This is a genomic window from Mycolicibacterium wolinskyi str. Jessa 2025 (genome assembly GCF_049241375.1).
GTDB lineage: Bacteria > Actinomycetota > Actinomycetes > Mycobacteriales > Mycobacteriaceae > Mycobacterium > Mycobacterium wolinskyi.
Genome location: NZ_CP185960.1, coordinates 2,173,353 through 2,187,491 on the forward strand (window position 1 = coordinate 2,173,353; position 14,139 = coordinate 2,187,491).

A 14,139-nucleotide genomic window follows, 5' to 3' on the forward strand; every position below is an offset into this window, starting at 1 on the left:
AATGTACGGAATGCCAGACGAGATCGACGTCCAGGCCGACGGCGGGTTGCGCATCATCACGCTGAACCGGCCCGATGCGCTCAACGCCGTCAACGACAACTTGCACGTCGGTCTCGCGCATCTGTGGGAGGCGCTCAACGAGGATGCCGACGCGCGTGCGGCCGTGATCACCGGTGCGGGCCGCGCGTTCTCGGCCGGCGGTGATTTCAACTATCTCGACGAGCTACGGCGCGACGAGGCCCTGCGCCAGAAGACGATCAAGCACGGGCGCGATCTGGTGATCGGCATGCTGCGGTGCCGCATCCCGGTTATCGCCGCGGTCAACGGTCCGGCGGTCGGGCTCGGCTGCAGCCTTGCCGCGCTCTCCGACATCGTCTACATGGCCGAGACGGCACACTTCGCCGATCCGCATGTGCAGATCGGGTTGGTGGCCGCCGACGGCGGCCCGCTCGTGTGGGGTTCGCAGATCAGCCTGTTGCAAGCCAAGGAGTTCGCGCTCACCGGGGTGCGGATCAAGGCCGAGCGCGCGGTCGAGCTCGGGCTGGCCAACCACGTCGTCGCCGACCCGCTGGCCGAGGCGATCGCATGCGCCAAGAAGCTCATGGACCTGCCGAAGCAGGCGGTCGAGGCGACCAAGCGGTTGATGAACATCCAACTCGAACAGAGGGTGATGGCCTCGCTCGACTACGCCAACCTCGCGGAGTACGTGTCCTTCGGCACAGCCGACTTCAACAAGATCGTCGACGGCCTCATCGCCCCCCAGTCCTGACTGTTTTTTGGGTGGTCCTTTTGCACCGCGAGCGACCGTGTTTGTACACCGACACACCGAGGCGGCGTGGCATTGCGCGGTCGCTCGTGGCGGGTGAGCGACCGCGTCTCGGTGCATTTGGCGGCGTGTCGGTGTACAAACACGGTCGCTCGCGGTGCAAGGCAACCCGCAAAGTGATCAGAGGGTGAGGGACTCGGAACGCTGCACGGTTCCGGTCACGCCGGCGGCGTTCTGGCGGGCCAGCAGTACCGCGGCGTGCGCCATGGCTTCGGGCGGTTCGACCATCTCGGGTGGGATCTGAAGCCCGCCGCCGCCGGCTTGCCAGCCTTCGGTGAGGACGACGCGGGACGGGCTGAGGCAGTTGACTGCGATGTTGTCGGCGCGCAGGTCGGCCGCGAGCCCGAGGTAGAGCCGCTCGGCGGCGGCCTTGGACACCCAGTAGGCGTTGGCACCGTGTTCGATCATGTCGACGCCGGTGGTGGTGATCGCGATGAGCGACCCGCCACCGCGGGCCCGCACGTGCGGGATCACGGCCTTGGTCACCAGGAACACCCCGGTGAGGTTGACGTCGAGGCACAGCTGCCAGCGTTTGAGCGGCGTGGTCTCGATCGGTCCGAGCCACAGCACCCCGGCGTTGGCCACCAGGATGTCGATGCCGCCGAACGCCGAAACCGTCGCGGCGACAGCCTTGTTCACCGAATCCTCGTCGGTGACATCGCATGCCACCGGTAGCGCACGCCCGCCGGCGTCGTTGATCGCCGACGCTACCGACCCGATCGTGCCGGGCAGCTTGCCTCGCTCCTCGGAACGTGCGGCCACCGCGACAGCGGCGCCCTCGGCCGCGAGCGCGGCCGCGACCGTCGCGCCGATGCCACGGCTGGCGCCCGCGACGAATGCGACCTTGCCGGCGAGCGACGTCACGCCCGGATCACTTCGGCGGGAACCGGAGCGCCCCGTCGAGGCGGATGACTTCGCCGTTGAGGTAGTCGTTTTCGACGATGCTCTGCGCCAGTTGTGCGTACTCGACCGAGCGGCCCATGCGCTTCGGGAAGGGCACCTGCGGACCCCAGTACTGCTCCAGCTGGTCGGCCGCCTTGCCGTACGCCGGGGTGTTGATCGTGCCCGGCGCGATCGTCACGACCCGGATGCCCAGCGGCGAAAGATCGCGCGCGGCAACGAGAGTCATACCCAGCACACCGCCCTTGGCCGCCGAGTACGGCAGCTGACCGATCTGCCCCTCGTACCCGGCGATCGACGCGGTGTTGATGATCACGCCGCGCCCGCCCTCGTCGAGCGGCTCGGTCTTGGCGATCGCGGCGGCCGACAACCGCATCACGTTGAACACCGCGGTGAGGTAGAACTCGATGGTCTTCTTGAAACCGTCGAGGTCGAGTGGCGAGCCGTCCTTGCCGACCAGCCGGCCGCCGCTGGCCGGGCCGCCGTGTGTGTCGACCGAAATGCGCAGTGGGCCGAGCGATTCGGCCTCGGCGATCGCGGCGAGCACCGACTCTTCCGAGGTGGCGTCGGTGCGGACATAACGGATGCCGAGCTCTTTTTCGAGTTCGGCGCCCTTCTCGTCGGCGACATCGGCGACGACCACCTTCGCGCCCGCACCGTGCAAACGGCGGACGGTCGCCTCGCCAAGGCCACCTGCGCCACCGACGACGAGCGCGGAGCTACCGGTGATCTGCATATGGTTCCCCTTCTTGCAACGCGGACTCTCGGACTGAGAGAATATCATTCTCATACCGGGTGAACCAGGGAGTGATCAATGCCTGAAGCCGTCATCGTGTCCGCGCTGCGCACGCCCATCGGCACCGCCAAGAAGGGCACGCTGCGCGATACGGACGCCTACGCGCTGGCCGATCACGTGGTGCGCGCCGCGGCTGCCGACATCACCGCGCCGATCGACGACGTGATCCTGGGCGAAGGTCTCTACGGCGGCGGGGTGATCGCCCGGCACGCCGCGATCACCGCGGGCTTGACGTCGGTGCCGGGCCTGTCGAACAACCGGCACTGCGCGGCCGGGCAGGCTGCCGTGCAGAGCGCGGCCGCGAGCATCCGGGCCGGGATGGACCAGTTGATCCTGGCCGGCGGCGTGAACTCGGCGTCGACCTCGCCGCGGTTCATGCGTGCGACGAGCAGCGCCAAAGATGCCGAATGGGCGGGGTGGTTCCCGCCGACCCATCCCGACCGGCCGGACGCGCCGAACATGGACATGTCGATCACGGTGGGCTGGAACGCAGCGGTCAAGGCCGGTGTCAGCCGCGAGGATATGGACGAGTGGGCGCTTGGCTCTCACCAGAAAGCCATCGCGGCGATCGACGAGGGCCGGTTCAAGGAGGAGATCGTCGCGATCGAAACCCCGCACGGGCTCTTCGACACCGACGAACATCCGCGCCGCGACACCACCCTGGAGAAGCTTGCCGCCCTCAAACCCCTGCATCCCGAGATCGAGGGCTTCTCCATCACCGCGGGCAACGCGTGCGGCGCCAACGACGGGGCGGCGCTGTTGACCGTCGCGAGCGACAAGCTCGGCCTTCCGGCACTGGCCACGATCAAGGCGTGGGCGTCCGTAGGCGTCGACCCGGCTTCGACCGGCCTCGCCCCGGTCGAGGCCATCACCAAAGCGCTTGGCCGCGCGCGGCTTTCACTGTCGGACGTGACCCTGTTCGAGATCAACGAGGCGTTCGCGTCGATGTGTGTGGCCACGATCAAGCTGCTCGACATCGATCCCGCGATCGTCAATGTCAGCGGCAGCGGTTGCTCGCTCGGCCATCCGGTGGCCGCGACCGGGGCCCGCATGCTGGTGACCCTCGTGCACGAGTTGCGTCGCCGCGGCGGTGGCATCGGCGTTGCCGCGATGTGTGCGGGCGGGGGGATGGGATCGGCGACGGTCATCGAGGTGGACGGAGCGGCGGCGTGGGGCACTGCTCCGTAGAGTCAGGCCGCATGACCATCGAAGAGCTCATCAGCGCGGCACGAGACGGATCGATGCGCGCCGTCGGGCGATTGCTCAGCCTGGTCGAAAGTGACCGTCGCGCTGAGGTTCTCACCCACCTCGAGCCGGCGGCGCCACGTGTCATCGGCGTGACCGGCCCGCCCGGTGCCGGAAAGTCGACCACGGTCGGGGCGATGGTCGGGGCGTATCGCGCGCGCGGGCTGCGGGTGGCGGTGCTCGCGGTCGACCCGTCATCGCCGTACAGCGGCGGCGCGCTGCTCGGTGATCGCATTCGGATGGCCGCGCACATCAACGATCCCGACGTCCTGATCCGCTCGATGGCCACGCGCGGGCACCTCGGCGGGCTGGCCGCCGCGGTGCCTGCCGCGATCCGGCTGTTGGCCGCGTTGTCCTACGACGTCATCGTGTTGGAGACGGTGGGTGTGGGGCAGTCGGAAATCGAGATCGCCGCGATCGCCGACCCGACCGTCGTGATCCTCAACCCCGGCGCCGGTGACGCAGTGCAGGCCGCCAAGGCCGGTCTGCTTGAAGTCGCCGATCTGGTGGTGGTCAACAAAGCCGATCGGGACGGTGCCGACCAGACCGTTCGCGATCTGCGCGCCGAGACCAGTGCCCCGGTCCTCAAACTCGTTGCGGCACAGGGGGAGGGGCTGACCGAACTGGTCGAGGCGATCGATGCCCACCACCGAGCCGACACCGCGCAGCGGCGTCAGGCCCGGGCCCGCAGCCAGATCCTCTCGCTCGCGCAGACATTGCTGAGCAACCACACCGAACTGGACCGGCTTGCGGCGGCCGTCGCCGATGGTTCCAGCGACGCCTATACCGCCGCAGAGCAGTTGTTTGCCGGCTCAGTCGGATGATTCCGGAAGCGCGAGGATACGCCGCATCGTCTGCACCAGTTCGGTGCGCAGCGTGTCGTCGTCGATATCGGCCACGAGTGGGTGCATGACGGCGACGCTGATGACGCCGGACAACATCGCGGCGTGGACGCGCGCTGTGCTGCCCGACTGATCGCCGAGCATCGCGGCGTACAACCGGTCGATGAACTGCTGGAACGGTTCGTGTTCGGCCAGCAGGCGCACCACGACGGGGTCGAACTGCAGCGTGCTCGCCGCGCGGCGCCGCTGCACGGCCATGTCGATCACGCGGGTCAGCAACACCTCACGGGCGCGGGTCGGCGAACCTTCGGCCTCGGCGGCTTCGAGTGCTTCCTCCAGTTGCCCGAGTTCGCGCTCGGTCAGCGCGATGACGATCGCTTCTTTGGTTTTGAACTGGTGGTAGACAGCGGCTTTCGTGACCCCGATCGCATCGGCGATCATCTGCAGCGAGGTACCGCCCACCCCGTGCTCGGCGATGAGCTCGAGCGCCGCATCGAGAATGCGGGTCTGCGCGGGGCTGCGCGGCGTCCAGATCACGACACGACAGTAACCGTTCAGCTCACCGACTTGCCGGTGGCCGCGGCGAAGCCGCTGCGATAGCCGAACACCATCGCGGGCCCGAGCGTGCCACCCGCGCCGCCGTAAGCCTTGCCGGTCACCCCGGCCATGGCGTTGCCCGCGGCGAACAGACCCGGTATCGGAGCGCCGCTCACGTGCAGGACACGGCCGTCGCGGTCGGTACGCGGGCCACCCTTGGTGCCCATCGCGCCCACCTTGACCGGCACCGCGTAGTACGGCGCGGTGTCGATCGGCCCGAGCGTCTGACCGGCCGGGGTGGCCGCCGTCGTGTCACCCCAGTACCCGTCGTAGGCGCTCGAGCCGCGCCCGAAGTCGGGATCCACCTCGGCCGCGACGTTGGCGTTCCACTGCCGCAGCGTGGCGGCGAGCCCCTCGGCGTCGATACCCGTCTTGGCCTCGAGCTCGGTGAGATCGGCCGATTCGCAGAACCACTCCGGTGCAGGCTCGCCCGGTTCGACTCCCAGGAACCCGTAGCGCTGCAGGTGCACGGAGTCGAACACGATCCAGGCCGGATCGTTGGCGTAACCGGCTTTCGGGTCGAGGTACTGGAACGGGCCGGCCATCGAGTTGTATTCACCGGCCTCGTTGACGAACCGTTTACCGGCCCGGTTGACGATGATGCTGCGCGGGCGGGTGCGCTCCAGTCGCACACTGCGGCTGCGGGGATGGCCGCCGATGGTGTCGCCGGGAATCTGCACGACCGGAACCCACCACGCCTCACCCATGTTCGCGAGGTCGGCCCCGTGCGCCATCGCCATGCGCAGCCCGTCCCCGGTGTTGTTCGGCGGCGATACCGGCCCGTGCATGGGTCCGCGCAGGTACGCCTCGACGAGCTTGGGATCCCATTCGAAGCCACCGGTCGCCAACACGACGCCACTGCGGGCCCGCACGCGAATGTCGGTGCCGTCAACGCTGATTCGCACGCCGGTGATTCCCGTCGAGTCCGCGAGCAGTTCGATCGCCCGCGCTCCGGTGACCGGCTTGACCCCACGATCGAGCAGCCCGCGCAACAGCCCGGCGATCAGCGCGGTGCCCGCGACGCACAGGTCGGCGTTGGGATCGTCGAACGCCGCGTGAATGCGGGCCCTGGTCTCCGCGTCGATGCCGACATTGCTGAAATCCGCTGGGAACGAGGTGATCCGGTCTCGCCATTCCTCGAGCCGCGCCAGATCGACCGGGCCTGCGCTCAACGAACGACCGCCACCGGGCCGTCCGCCGGGAAGCTCGGGCTTGTAATCGGGGAATCCTTCGGCGACGGCGAACCGCAGCTCGCTGTGTGCCTCGACGAAGTCGAGCATGGCCGGACCCGTGCGGACGAAGGTCTCGACCAGTTCGGCATCCATGTAGCCGAGTGATTGGGCGCGTAGGTAGGCGAGCGCATCGTCGACTGGCAGCGGTTCGTCGGCGCGGTCGTGTGCCGGGATCCAGACGATTCCGCCCGACACGGCGGTCGTCCCGCCGACGGTCGGCGCTTTTTCGTACACCGCGACCGACGCGCCGCTGACTGCGGCGGTCAGCGCGGCGGTGAGCCCGGCTCCGCCGCTGCCGAGTACTACGACGTCGACTTCGTCATCGAACGAGACGTCCCGATCGGTCATGTGCGCATAGCCTTTCAGTGCAGGATTGCCGAGAGTTCGTGTGCGGCCCGGACCACCGCGTCCTTGCCGTCGAGTACGACGTCTTCGCGGTGCGAGATGAGATTGATGCATGTGGGCGGTGACGGCGGGCGTCTCCGCACCGGCACCGCCAGACCGTAGGTGTTCGGCTCGATCTCGCCGTGGGTGATCACCCAACCCTGTTCCCGCGTCTGACGGACGAGGTCGCGCTCACCGGGCCGCGGCGGCATGCTCGCCAGCAACGCGACCCCCGCTGCACCGCGGTCGAGCGGATGGCGGCTGCCCTCGTGGAACGACAGTTGGTAGAACACCTGGGTCGGCACGATGACCGCGATCGCCACCTGTTGGTCGCCCTCGGCGACCAACAGCGAGACCGTCGTGCCGAGTTCATCGGCGAGGGCCCGCAGCCGCGGCACGCTGAGCTGGCGCAGGTTGTTGTCGTACGACGAGCCCAGTACGGCCAGTGCCGCCGCCGGCCGGTAGCGGCCGTCCTCGCCCTTTGCCACGTAACGGAATTGGCTCAACGTGGCGAGCAGCCGATACGCGATCGTCCGGTGTGCCCCGAGGTGGTCGGCAACCTGTTGGACGGTCAAACCGGTTGGTGCGCTGGCAATGGCCGAAAGTGCGCTCAACCCACGCGCCAGGGTCTGTGAACCCGGAGCGCCGTTGGGTGCGCCGTCAGTGCTCGACTGGCTGGCCTTCGCCGGCATCGCGCCCCTCCTTGACAGATAGATCTACGAGAGTGATGCTCTGATAATAATGCACGCAGTTGTGCGATAAATGAGCAAAGTGCTTACAAAATTGGAGAATGAAATTCTCCTGTCGATCTCCAGAGAGGGGACCATGACAAGCACTGCCGTCGAGTTCGAGAGCGTGTGGAGTGATCTGCAAGGCGTCGCGTTCTCGCAGGGCTACCTGGACGTTGGCGGGGTGCGCACGCGGTACCTCCATGCCGGTGATCCGAATCTTCCCGCGCTGGTGTTGTTGCACGGATCCGGCGGTCACGCCGAGGCATACGTGCGCAATCTCGAATCCCATGCCGAGCACTTCTCGACGTGGTCGATCGACATGCTCGGACACGGCTACACCGACAAGCCGGGGCATCCCTTGGAAGTGGCGCACTACGTCGCGCATCTGGTGGGCTTTCTCGACGCGATCGGCGCACCGCGCGCTCATATTTCGGGCGAATCGCTCGGTGGTTGGGTGGCGGCCCGCGCCGCGGCCGACCATCCCGACCGGATCGACCGGCTCGTGCTCAATACCGCGGGCGGGTCGCAGGCCGACCCCGAGGTGATGAAACGCATCATCACCCTGTCGATGGCCGCGGCCGAGAACCCGACCTGGGAGACCGTGCAGGCACGCATCAAATGGCTGATGGCCGACAAGAGCAAGGACTATGACGACATCGTCGCGAGCCGTCAGCGCGTCTACCGCCAGCCCGGGTTCGTCTCGGCGATGAGCGACATCATGGCCTTGCAGGATCCCGAGATCAGGGCGCGAAATCTACTGGGGGAGAAGGAGTACGGGTCCATCACCGCACCGACCCTGGTGGTGTGGACGAGTGACGACCCGACCGCCGACGTCGCGGAGGGACGCCGGATCGCGTCGATGATCCCCGGTGCCAGGTTCGAGGTGATGCCCGGATGCGGTCACTGGCCCCAGTACGAGGACCCCGCGACGTTCAACCGGCTGCACCTCGACTTCCTGCTGGGGCGCGCGTGACCGCAACTCAAGTCGATGTCGTGATCGTCGGCGCCGGCCCGGTCGGCCTGACGCTCGCGAACATTCTTGGCCTGCAGGGCGTCTCGACGCTCGTGGTCGAGGAGCGCGACAGCCTCATCGACTATCCGCGCGGCGTGGGTCTCGACGACGAATCCCTGCGCACGTTCCAGTCGATCGGTCTGGTGGACGCGATCCTGCCCCACACCGTGCCGAATCAGATTCTGCGTTTCTATGACCGCAATCGGCGTCTGCTCGCCGAAATGGCGCCCCCGGACGCACGGTTCGGCTGGCCCAAACGCAATGGGTTCGTCCAGCCGATGGTCGACGCCGAACTCCTGGCCGGGCTCGACCGGTTCGGCCATGTCGAGGTGGCCTGGGGCCGGCGGATGGAGTCTGCCGGGGAATGCGATGACGGGGTCACGGTGGAGTTCGCCGGCGCCGTCCCCGCCGTCCGCGCGCGCTACTTGGTCGGGTGCGACGGTGGCCGCAGTGCGACGCGCCACCTGATGGGGGTGTCGTTCGACGGCACCACCTCGGCCACCCGCTGGGTGGTCATCGACCTCGCCAACGACCCGCTCGGCCATCCGAACAGCGAGGTGGGCGCCGATCCGGAGCGGCCGTATGCCTCGATTTCCATCGCGCACGGTATCCGGCGTTTCGAGTTCATGATTCACGCCGACGAGACCGACGAGCAGGCCGAGGATCCCGAGTTCGTCGCGCGGCTTCTGGCCCCGTTCGTCCCGCACCCCGACAAGGTGGACGTGATCCGCCGCCGCGTCTACACGCACCATTCCCGGATCGCGGGCGCATTCCGCAAGGGCCGGATGATGCTGGCCGGCGATGCCGCGCACCTCATGCCGGTATGGCAGGGCCAGGGGTACAACAGCGGTATCCGGGACGCGGCCAACCTCGGCTGGAAGCTCGCCGCGGTGGTCAACGGGCACGCCGGAGATGCGCTGCTCGACAGCTACGACACCGAGCGTCGCAAGCACGCGCGCGCGATGATCGACCTGTCCACCATGGTCGGCCGGGTGATCTCGCCGACCAACCGCCGCGTCGCGGCCCTGCGGGACAAGGTCATTCGAGGTGCGTCGGTCGTGCCGACGCTCAAGCGCTACGTGCTGGAGATGCGGTTCAAGCCGATGCCCCGCTACGACCAGGGCGCGGTCTACCACGCGAAACCGCCGACCCCGACCGCACCCGCAGGCACGCTGTTCATCCAGCCGCGCGTGGACACCCGAACACAGTCCAACGTGCTGCTCGACGACGTGATCGGCCCCGGGTTCGCGGTGCTGTGCTGGAACAACAATCCACGCACGCTGCTCGGTGCCGAGGCCTTCGACCGCTGGAAAGCGCTGGGGGCGAGCTTCATCGCCGCGCGGCCGTCGACGCAGCTGCACTGGCCCGGGCACGACGACCCGGAGGTCGTCATCGTCGGTGACCGCACCGGCGCGCTGAAAGGCTGGTTCGACGCCCACACCGAATCCGTTCTGGTGCTTCGTCCCGACCGGTGTATCGCGGGGGCCGACATCGCCCAGCGGGCACCGGAACTGAGCACCGCGCTGTTCGACGTTCTGCATCTGACCAAGGGAGGAGATAACGGTGCCAGTAGCCCTGTGCTGTATGTCCCACAGCCCACTGCTGAATCTTCCGGGACCGTCGGCCGAACTCCTTGACGAGATCACGACGGCACTGGACGGCGCGCGAAAGTTCGTGGCGGACTTCGATCCCGAACTCGTCGTCACGTTCTCACCCGACCACTACAACGGCTTCTTCTACCGGCTCATGCCGCCGTTCTGCATCGGCACCGCGGCATCGGGAGTCGGTGACTACGGAACCCACGCCGGGCCGCTCAACGTCGACGCCGACATCGCCGACCAATGCGCACGGGCGGTGTGGGAATCCGGTGTCGACATCGCGATCTCGTCCAGCATGGACGTCGACCACGGCACCGTGCAGCCGCTGCAGGAGCTTTTCGGCGACGCGACCGCGCGCCCCATCGTGCCGATCTTCATCAACTCCGTCGCCACGCCGCTCGGGCCGCTCGCCCGGTCGCGCGCGCTGGGCGCCGCGGTCGGGTCCTACCTGGCCACGCTGAACAAGCGGGTGCTTGTGCTGGGATCCGGTGGACTATCCCACGACCCACCGGTCCCCACCCTGGCCACCGCGCCGCCCGCGGCACTGGACCGGATCGTGCACGGCGTGCCGATGACGCCCGAACAGCGGATGGCGCGGCAGGCGGCGGTCAGCCAGGCCGCGCATGACTTCGCGCACGGCGACAGTTCGCTACGCCCGCTGAACCCGGACTGGGACCACAGCCTGCTGGAGATTCTCGACGAGGGCAGGCTCGCCGAGCTCGACGGGTGGTCCAACGAGTTCATCGCCGGGGAAGGCGGCAACTCGGCGCACGAGATCCGAACCTGGGTCGCGGCGTTCGCGGCACTCGCCGCCAATGGGCCGTATCGGACCGCCGACCACTTCTACCGCGCAGCACCGGAATTGATCGCAGGCTTCGCAATCAGAACGGCGGTATCCAACGCATGACCGATACGTACGACCAGACCGTCGACCTGCTCGTGGTCGGCTCGGGCGGTGGCGGCATGACCGCCGCCCTGACCGCCGACGCTTCCGGGCTCGACACCCTCGTCGTCGAGAAGTCACCACAGTTCGGCGGTTCCACCGCCCTGTCCGGCGGCGGCATCTGGGTACCGGGGGCGCCCGCACAGCGCCGAGCCGGATACGTGCCGTCACCCGACGGCGTGTTCACCTACCTCAAGTCGATCACCGAAGGCACGGTCAGTGACGCGCGGCTGCGCGCCTACGTCGACACGGCCCCGGAGATGATGGACTTCCTGGAGCGCACCAGCGACTGGTTCGAGTTCGTCTGGAAGCCCGGGTACGCCGACTACTACCCGGAGCTGCCCGGCGGGTCAGCGCAGGGCAGCACGATCAACGTCCCGGCGATCGACCTGCGCAAGCTCGGCGACGAAGAACGCAACCTGTTGACGCCGCTGGCCCTGGCGCCGAGGGGAATCTGGTTCGCGCCCAAAGACCTTCGGTTGTTCTACCAGATCAGGCAGAACTGGCGCGGCAAGGCCGTACTGGTGAAGCTCATCTGGCGGATGTTCCGGGCCAGGGTCTTCGGGGACCGCATGGCCGCCATCGGGCAGTCACTGGCCGCGCGGATGCGGCTGGCGCTCAAGCAACACGGAATTCCACTGTGGCTCAACGCCCCCATGACCGAGTTGATCACGGGGGACAACGGCGCCGTGCTCGGCGCTGTCGTCGAGCGCGACGGTAGGCCGCTGCGGATCCGGGCCCGGCACGGTGTCATCCTGGCCTCCGGCGGCTTCGACCACGACATGGCGTGGCGCAAGGAACATCTGCCGGTGCTGGAAAAAGACTGGAGTTTCGGCAACCCGGCGGCCACCGGCGACGGCATCCGGGCCGGTGAAAAAGTCGGCGGGTCGACCGATCTGCTCGACGAGGCATGGTGGTTCCCGGCCATCTGCTGGCCCGACGGCCGCCTGCAGTTCATGCTCAACGAGCGGATGATGCCGTCGCAGTTCGTGGTCAACGGTGCGGGCAGGCGGTTCATCAACGAGGCCGCCCCGTACATGGATTTCGCGCACGCGATGATCGAGGGCCAGCAGTCCGGGGTGACCCACATTCCGTGTTGGCTGATCACCGACATCGACTCGTTCCACCGGTACGTCGTGGCCGGTCACCTGCCCATCCCCAAGATCCCGTTCGCCCCCGTTCCGACCGGGCGCAAGGTGCCCAAGGCATGGCTGGAATCCGGTGTCGTCAAAGAGGCCCACAGCTGGGAGGAGCTGGCTCGCCAGATCGGCGTGCCAGCCGAGAACCTGCGGGCCACCGCCGAACGGTTCAACCAGTTGGCGCACGCGGGGCACGACGACGATTTCAACCGCGGTGACAGCGCGTATGACAACTACTACGGCGATCCGACGCTGCCGAACCCGAACCTGCGCCCGCTCGGCAAGCCGCCGTATTACGCATTCCAGATCATTCTCGGCGATCTCGGCACGTCGGGCGGTTTGCGCACCGACGAGCACGCCAGGGTCCTGCGTGCCGACGAGACCGCGATCGATGGCCTCTACGCCGTCGGGAACGTGTCGGCGGCGGTCATGGGCCGCAGCTATGCGGGAGCGGGGGCGACCATCGGCCCGGCCATGACGTTCGGCTACATCGCTGCCAAACACGCTGCGGCGCAGGCCGTGAGCCACAAGTCGCACGAGACCGACTCACTTCAGCACCGGATTTCCTAGGAGGGTTAACGCATGAAGATTTCGCTGTTCTACGAGTTCCCGCTGCCTCGGCCGTGGTCGGAAGACGACGAACATCAGCTGTTCCAGCACGGGCTCACCGAGGTGGAGGCCGCCGACAAGGCCGGCTTCTCGACGGTTTGGCTGACCGAGCATCACTTCCTCGAGGAGTACTGCCACTCGACCGCACCGGAGATGTTCCTGGCGGCGGCGAGCCAGCGCACCAAGGACATCCGCCTCGGCTTCGGTGTCATGCATCTGCCGCCGCCGATCAACCACCCGGCGCGCATCGCCGAACGCATCGCGACACTCGACCACCTGTCCAACGGACGCGTGGAATTCGGTACCGGCGAAGGGTCTTCGGTTGCCGAGCTGGGTGGCTTCAACATCGATCCGGCCGACAAGCGTGCGCAGTGGGAGGAGGCCCTTGAGGTCGCGATCCGCTGCATGGTCGAGGAGCCGTTCAGCGGTTTCAAGGGTGAGCACGTCGAGATGCCGGCCCGCAACGTCATCCCCAAGCCGCTGCAGAAGCCACATCCGCCCGTCTGGGTGGCCTGCACCCGCCCGTCATCGGTGCAGATGGCCGCCCAGAAGGCCATCGGCGCATTGAGTTTCGCCTACACCGGGCCTGAGGCGCTCAAGGACCGCGTCGACGGTTACTACAAGGAATTCGAGGAGCAGGGCACGCCGGTCACCCCCGTCATCAACCCCAACATCCTGGCCATCGGCGGTGACCTGTCGATGATGGTGGCGAAGTCCGACGACGAGGCGCTCAAGCGGCTCGGCATCGGCGGCGGGTTCTTCTCGTTCGGCATCATGCACTACTACCTGACCGGTATGCACACCCCCGGCCGCACCAAGGTGTGGGAGCGCTACGAGCAGGCGGTCGCCGACGATCCGACGCTGGCCTACGGCCCCGGGCGCGGCGCCATCGGGTCACCCGACACCGTCCGCGAGTTCCTGCGCGGCTATGAGGCCAGCGGTGTCGACGAGATCATCCTGCTGCTCAACCCGCGCAGCCACGAAGGCACCATGGAATCCATCGAGATCATGGGCAAGGAGATCCTGCCGGAGTTCATCGAGCGCGACGCGAAAGCGGTTGCGGACAAAGCGAAGCGGCTCGAACCGGTGATCGAGAAGGTCGAGGCGCGCAGGCAGCGGTCGGACGCCCCGCTGTTCGACGAGACGTATGCGTTCGGCGGCCTGCCGACCGGCCGCGGCGGCAAGTTCACCGCGGGCGAGATCCCCGAGGCCATGGCCGAGATCAACGAGGGCCGTGTCAAGGCCGCCCAGCAAGAGAAGGTCGCGCGCGAGCAGGCCGGCTGAG

Annotated in this window: 13 protein-coding genes; 8 read left to right on the top strand and 5 right to left on the bottom strand. The window is 67.7% G+C overall.

Annotated features, from left to right (window positions below; genetic code table 11):
• Position 1 precedes the first annotated feature (1 nt).
• The gene (locus tag ACOI2T_RS10850) at positions 2–769 is read left to right on the top strand and encodes an enoyl-CoA hydratase/isomerase family protein (protein ID WP_409501210.1); all 768 of its coding nucleotides are present in this window, start codon (positions 2–4) and stop codon (positions 767–769) included.
• A 177-nt stretch (positions 770–946) separates the two neighbouring features.
• Here ACOI2T_RS10850 and ACOI2T_RS10855 read toward each other — a convergent pair whose 3' ends face one another.
• Both ACOI2T_RS10855 and ACOI2T_RS10860 read right to left on the bottom strand, forming a co-directional pair.
• Positions 947–1,690: an SDR family NAD(P)-dependent oxidoreductase gene (locus ACOI2T_RS10855; protein ID WP_409501211.1), complete on the bottom strand. Its 744-nt coding sequence runs from the start codon at positions 1,688–1,690 to the stop codon at positions 947–949.
• A gap of 7 nt (positions 1,691–1,697) precedes the next feature.
• A complete protein-coding gene (locus tag ACOI2T_RS10860) occupies positions 1,698–2,462 on the bottom strand; it encodes an SDR family NAD(P)-dependent oxidoreductase (RefSeq protein ID WP_409501212.1) in 765 nt (254 codons plus the stop codon).
• 78 nt (positions 2,463–2,540) lie between these two features.
• Between ACOI2T_RS10860 and ACOI2T_RS10865 the strand changes: the two genes are divergently transcribed.
• Positions 2,541–3,710, top strand: a complete 1,170-nt coding sequence (locus tag ACOI2T_RS10865) for a thiolase family protein (RefSeq protein ID WP_409501213.1) — start codon at positions 2,541–2,543, stop codon at positions 3,708–3,710.
• 11 nt (positions 3,711–3,721) lie between these two features.
• Positions 3,722–4,591: a methylmalonyl Co-A mutase-associated GTPase MeaB gene (gene meaB / locus ACOI2T_RS10870; RefSeq protein WP_409501214.1), complete on the top strand. Its 870-nt coding sequence runs from the start codon at positions 3,722–3,724 to the stop codon at positions 4,589–4,591.
• Here the strand turns inward: meaB and ACOI2T_RS10875 are convergent.
• Genes ACOI2T_RS10875 through ACOI2T_RS10885 form a run of 3 tightly spaced genes read right to left on the bottom strand, consistent with a single transcriptional unit; the run spans position 4,580 to position 7,514 of the window.
• Positions 4,580–5,146, bottom strand: a complete 567-nt coding sequence (locus ACOI2T_RS10875) for a TetR/AcrR family transcriptional regulator (protein ID WP_067858037.1) — start codon at positions 5,144–5,146, stop codon at positions 4,580–4,582. The two genes, meaB and ACOI2T_RS10875, sit on opposite strands and share 12 nt — an antisense overlap.
• Before the next feature lie 17 nt (positions 5,147–5,163).
• Positions 5,164–6,786 (bottom strand): FAD-dependent oxidoreductase, encoded by a 1,623-nt coding sequence (locus tag ACOI2T_RS10880; RefSeq protein WP_409501215.1) that lies wholly within the window; start codon positions 6,784–6,786, stop codon positions 5,164–5,166.
• Between the two features lie 14 nt (positions 6,787–6,800).
• Entirely contained in the window at positions 6,801–7,514 is a 714-nt protein-coding gene (locus ACOI2T_RS10885) for an IclR family transcriptional regulator (RefSeq protein ID WP_067847878.1), read from the bottom strand.
• Positions 7,515–7,647: 133 nt separating this feature from the next.
• On the opposite strand from ACOI2T_RS10885, the gene ACOI2T_RS10890 reads away from it, so the two are divergent.
• Genes ACOI2T_RS10890 through ACOI2T_RS10910 form a run of 5 tightly spaced genes read left to right on the top strand, consistent with a single transcriptional unit; the run spans position 7,648 to position 14,138 of the window.
• Positions 7,648–8,526: an alpha/beta fold hydrolase gene (locus tag ACOI2T_RS10890; protein ID WP_409501216.1), complete on the top strand. Its 879-nt coding sequence runs from the start codon at positions 7,648–7,650 to the stop codon at positions 8,524–8,526.
• Positions 8,523–10,202 (top strand): bifunctional 3-(3-hydroxy-phenyl)propionate/3-hydroxycinnamic acid hydroxylase, encoded by a 1,680-nt coding sequence (locus ACOI2T_RS10895; RefSeq protein ID WP_409501217.1) that lies wholly within the window; start codon positions 8,523–8,525, stop codon positions 10,200–10,202. Before ACOI2T_RS10890 ends, ACOI2T_RS10895 begins: the two co-directional genes overlap by 4 nt.
• A complete protein-coding gene (locus ACOI2T_RS10900; RefSeq protein WP_067847870.1) occupies positions 10,150–11,070 on the top strand; it encodes a 3-carboxyethylcatechol 2,3-dioxygenase in 921 nt (306 codons plus the stop codon). Before ACOI2T_RS10895 ends, ACOI2T_RS10900 begins: the two co-directional genes overlap by 53 nt.
• Positions 11,067–12,815 carry an FAD-binding protein gene (locus tag ACOI2T_RS10905; protein ID WP_409501218.1) on the top strand — a complete coding sequence of 583 codons (1,749 nt, stop codon included), beginning with the start codon at positions 11,067–11,069 and terminating at the stop codon, positions 12,813–12,815. The genes ACOI2T_RS10900 and ACOI2T_RS10905 overlap by 4 nt, the downstream gene beginning before the upstream one ends.
• A 12-nt stretch (positions 12,816–12,827) precedes the next feature.
• A complete protein-coding gene (locus tag ACOI2T_RS10910) occupies positions 12,828–14,138 on the top strand; it encodes an LLM class flavin-dependent oxidoreductase (RefSeq protein ID WP_409501219.1) in 1,311 nt (436 codons plus the stop codon).
• The last annotated feature ends 1 nt before the right edge of the window (position 14,139 follow it).

Bases quoted from the DNA above. Each gene is read 5' to 3' on its own strand.
- ACOI2T_RS10850 (WP_409501210.1), top strand. From the start codon at position 2: ATGTACGGAATGCCAGACGAGATCGACGTCCAGGCCGACGGCGGGTTG.
- ACOI2T_RS10860 (WP_409501212.1), bottom strand. From the start codon at position 2,462: ATGCAGATCACCGGTAGCTCCGCGCTCGTCGTCGGTGGCGCAGGTGGC.
- ACOI2T_RS10865 (WP_409501213.1), top strand. From the start codon at position 2,541: ATGCCTGAAGCCGTCATCGTGTCCGCGCTGCGCACGCCCATCGGCACC.
- meaB (WP_409501214.1), top strand. From the start codon at position 3,722: ATGACCATCGAAGAGCTCATCAGCGCGGCACGAGACGGATCGATGCGC.
- ACOI2T_RS10880 (WP_409501215.1), bottom strand. From the start codon at position 6,786: ATGACCGATCGGGACGTCTCGTTCGATGACGAAGTCGACGTCGTAGTA.
- ACOI2T_RS10885 (WP_067847878.1), bottom strand. From the start codon at position 7,514: ATGCCGGCGAAGGCCAGCCAGTCGAGCACTGACGGCGCACCCAACGGC.
- ACOI2T_RS10890 (WP_409501216.1), top strand. From the start codon at position 7,648: ATGACAAGCACTGCCGTCGAGTTCGAGAGCGTGTGGAGTGATCTGCAA.
- ACOI2T_RS10900 (WP_067847870.1), top strand. From the start codon at position 10,150: ATGTCCCACAGCCCACTGCTGAATCTTCCGGGACCGTCGGCCGAACTC.
- ACOI2T_RS10905 (WP_409501218.1), top strand. From the start codon at position 11,067: ATGACCGATACGTACGACCAGACCGTCGACCTGCTCGTGGTCGGCTCG.
- ACOI2T_RS10910 (WP_409501219.1), top strand. From the start codon at position 12,828: ATGAAGATTTCGCTGTTCTACGAGTTCCCGCTGCCTCGGCCGTGGTCG.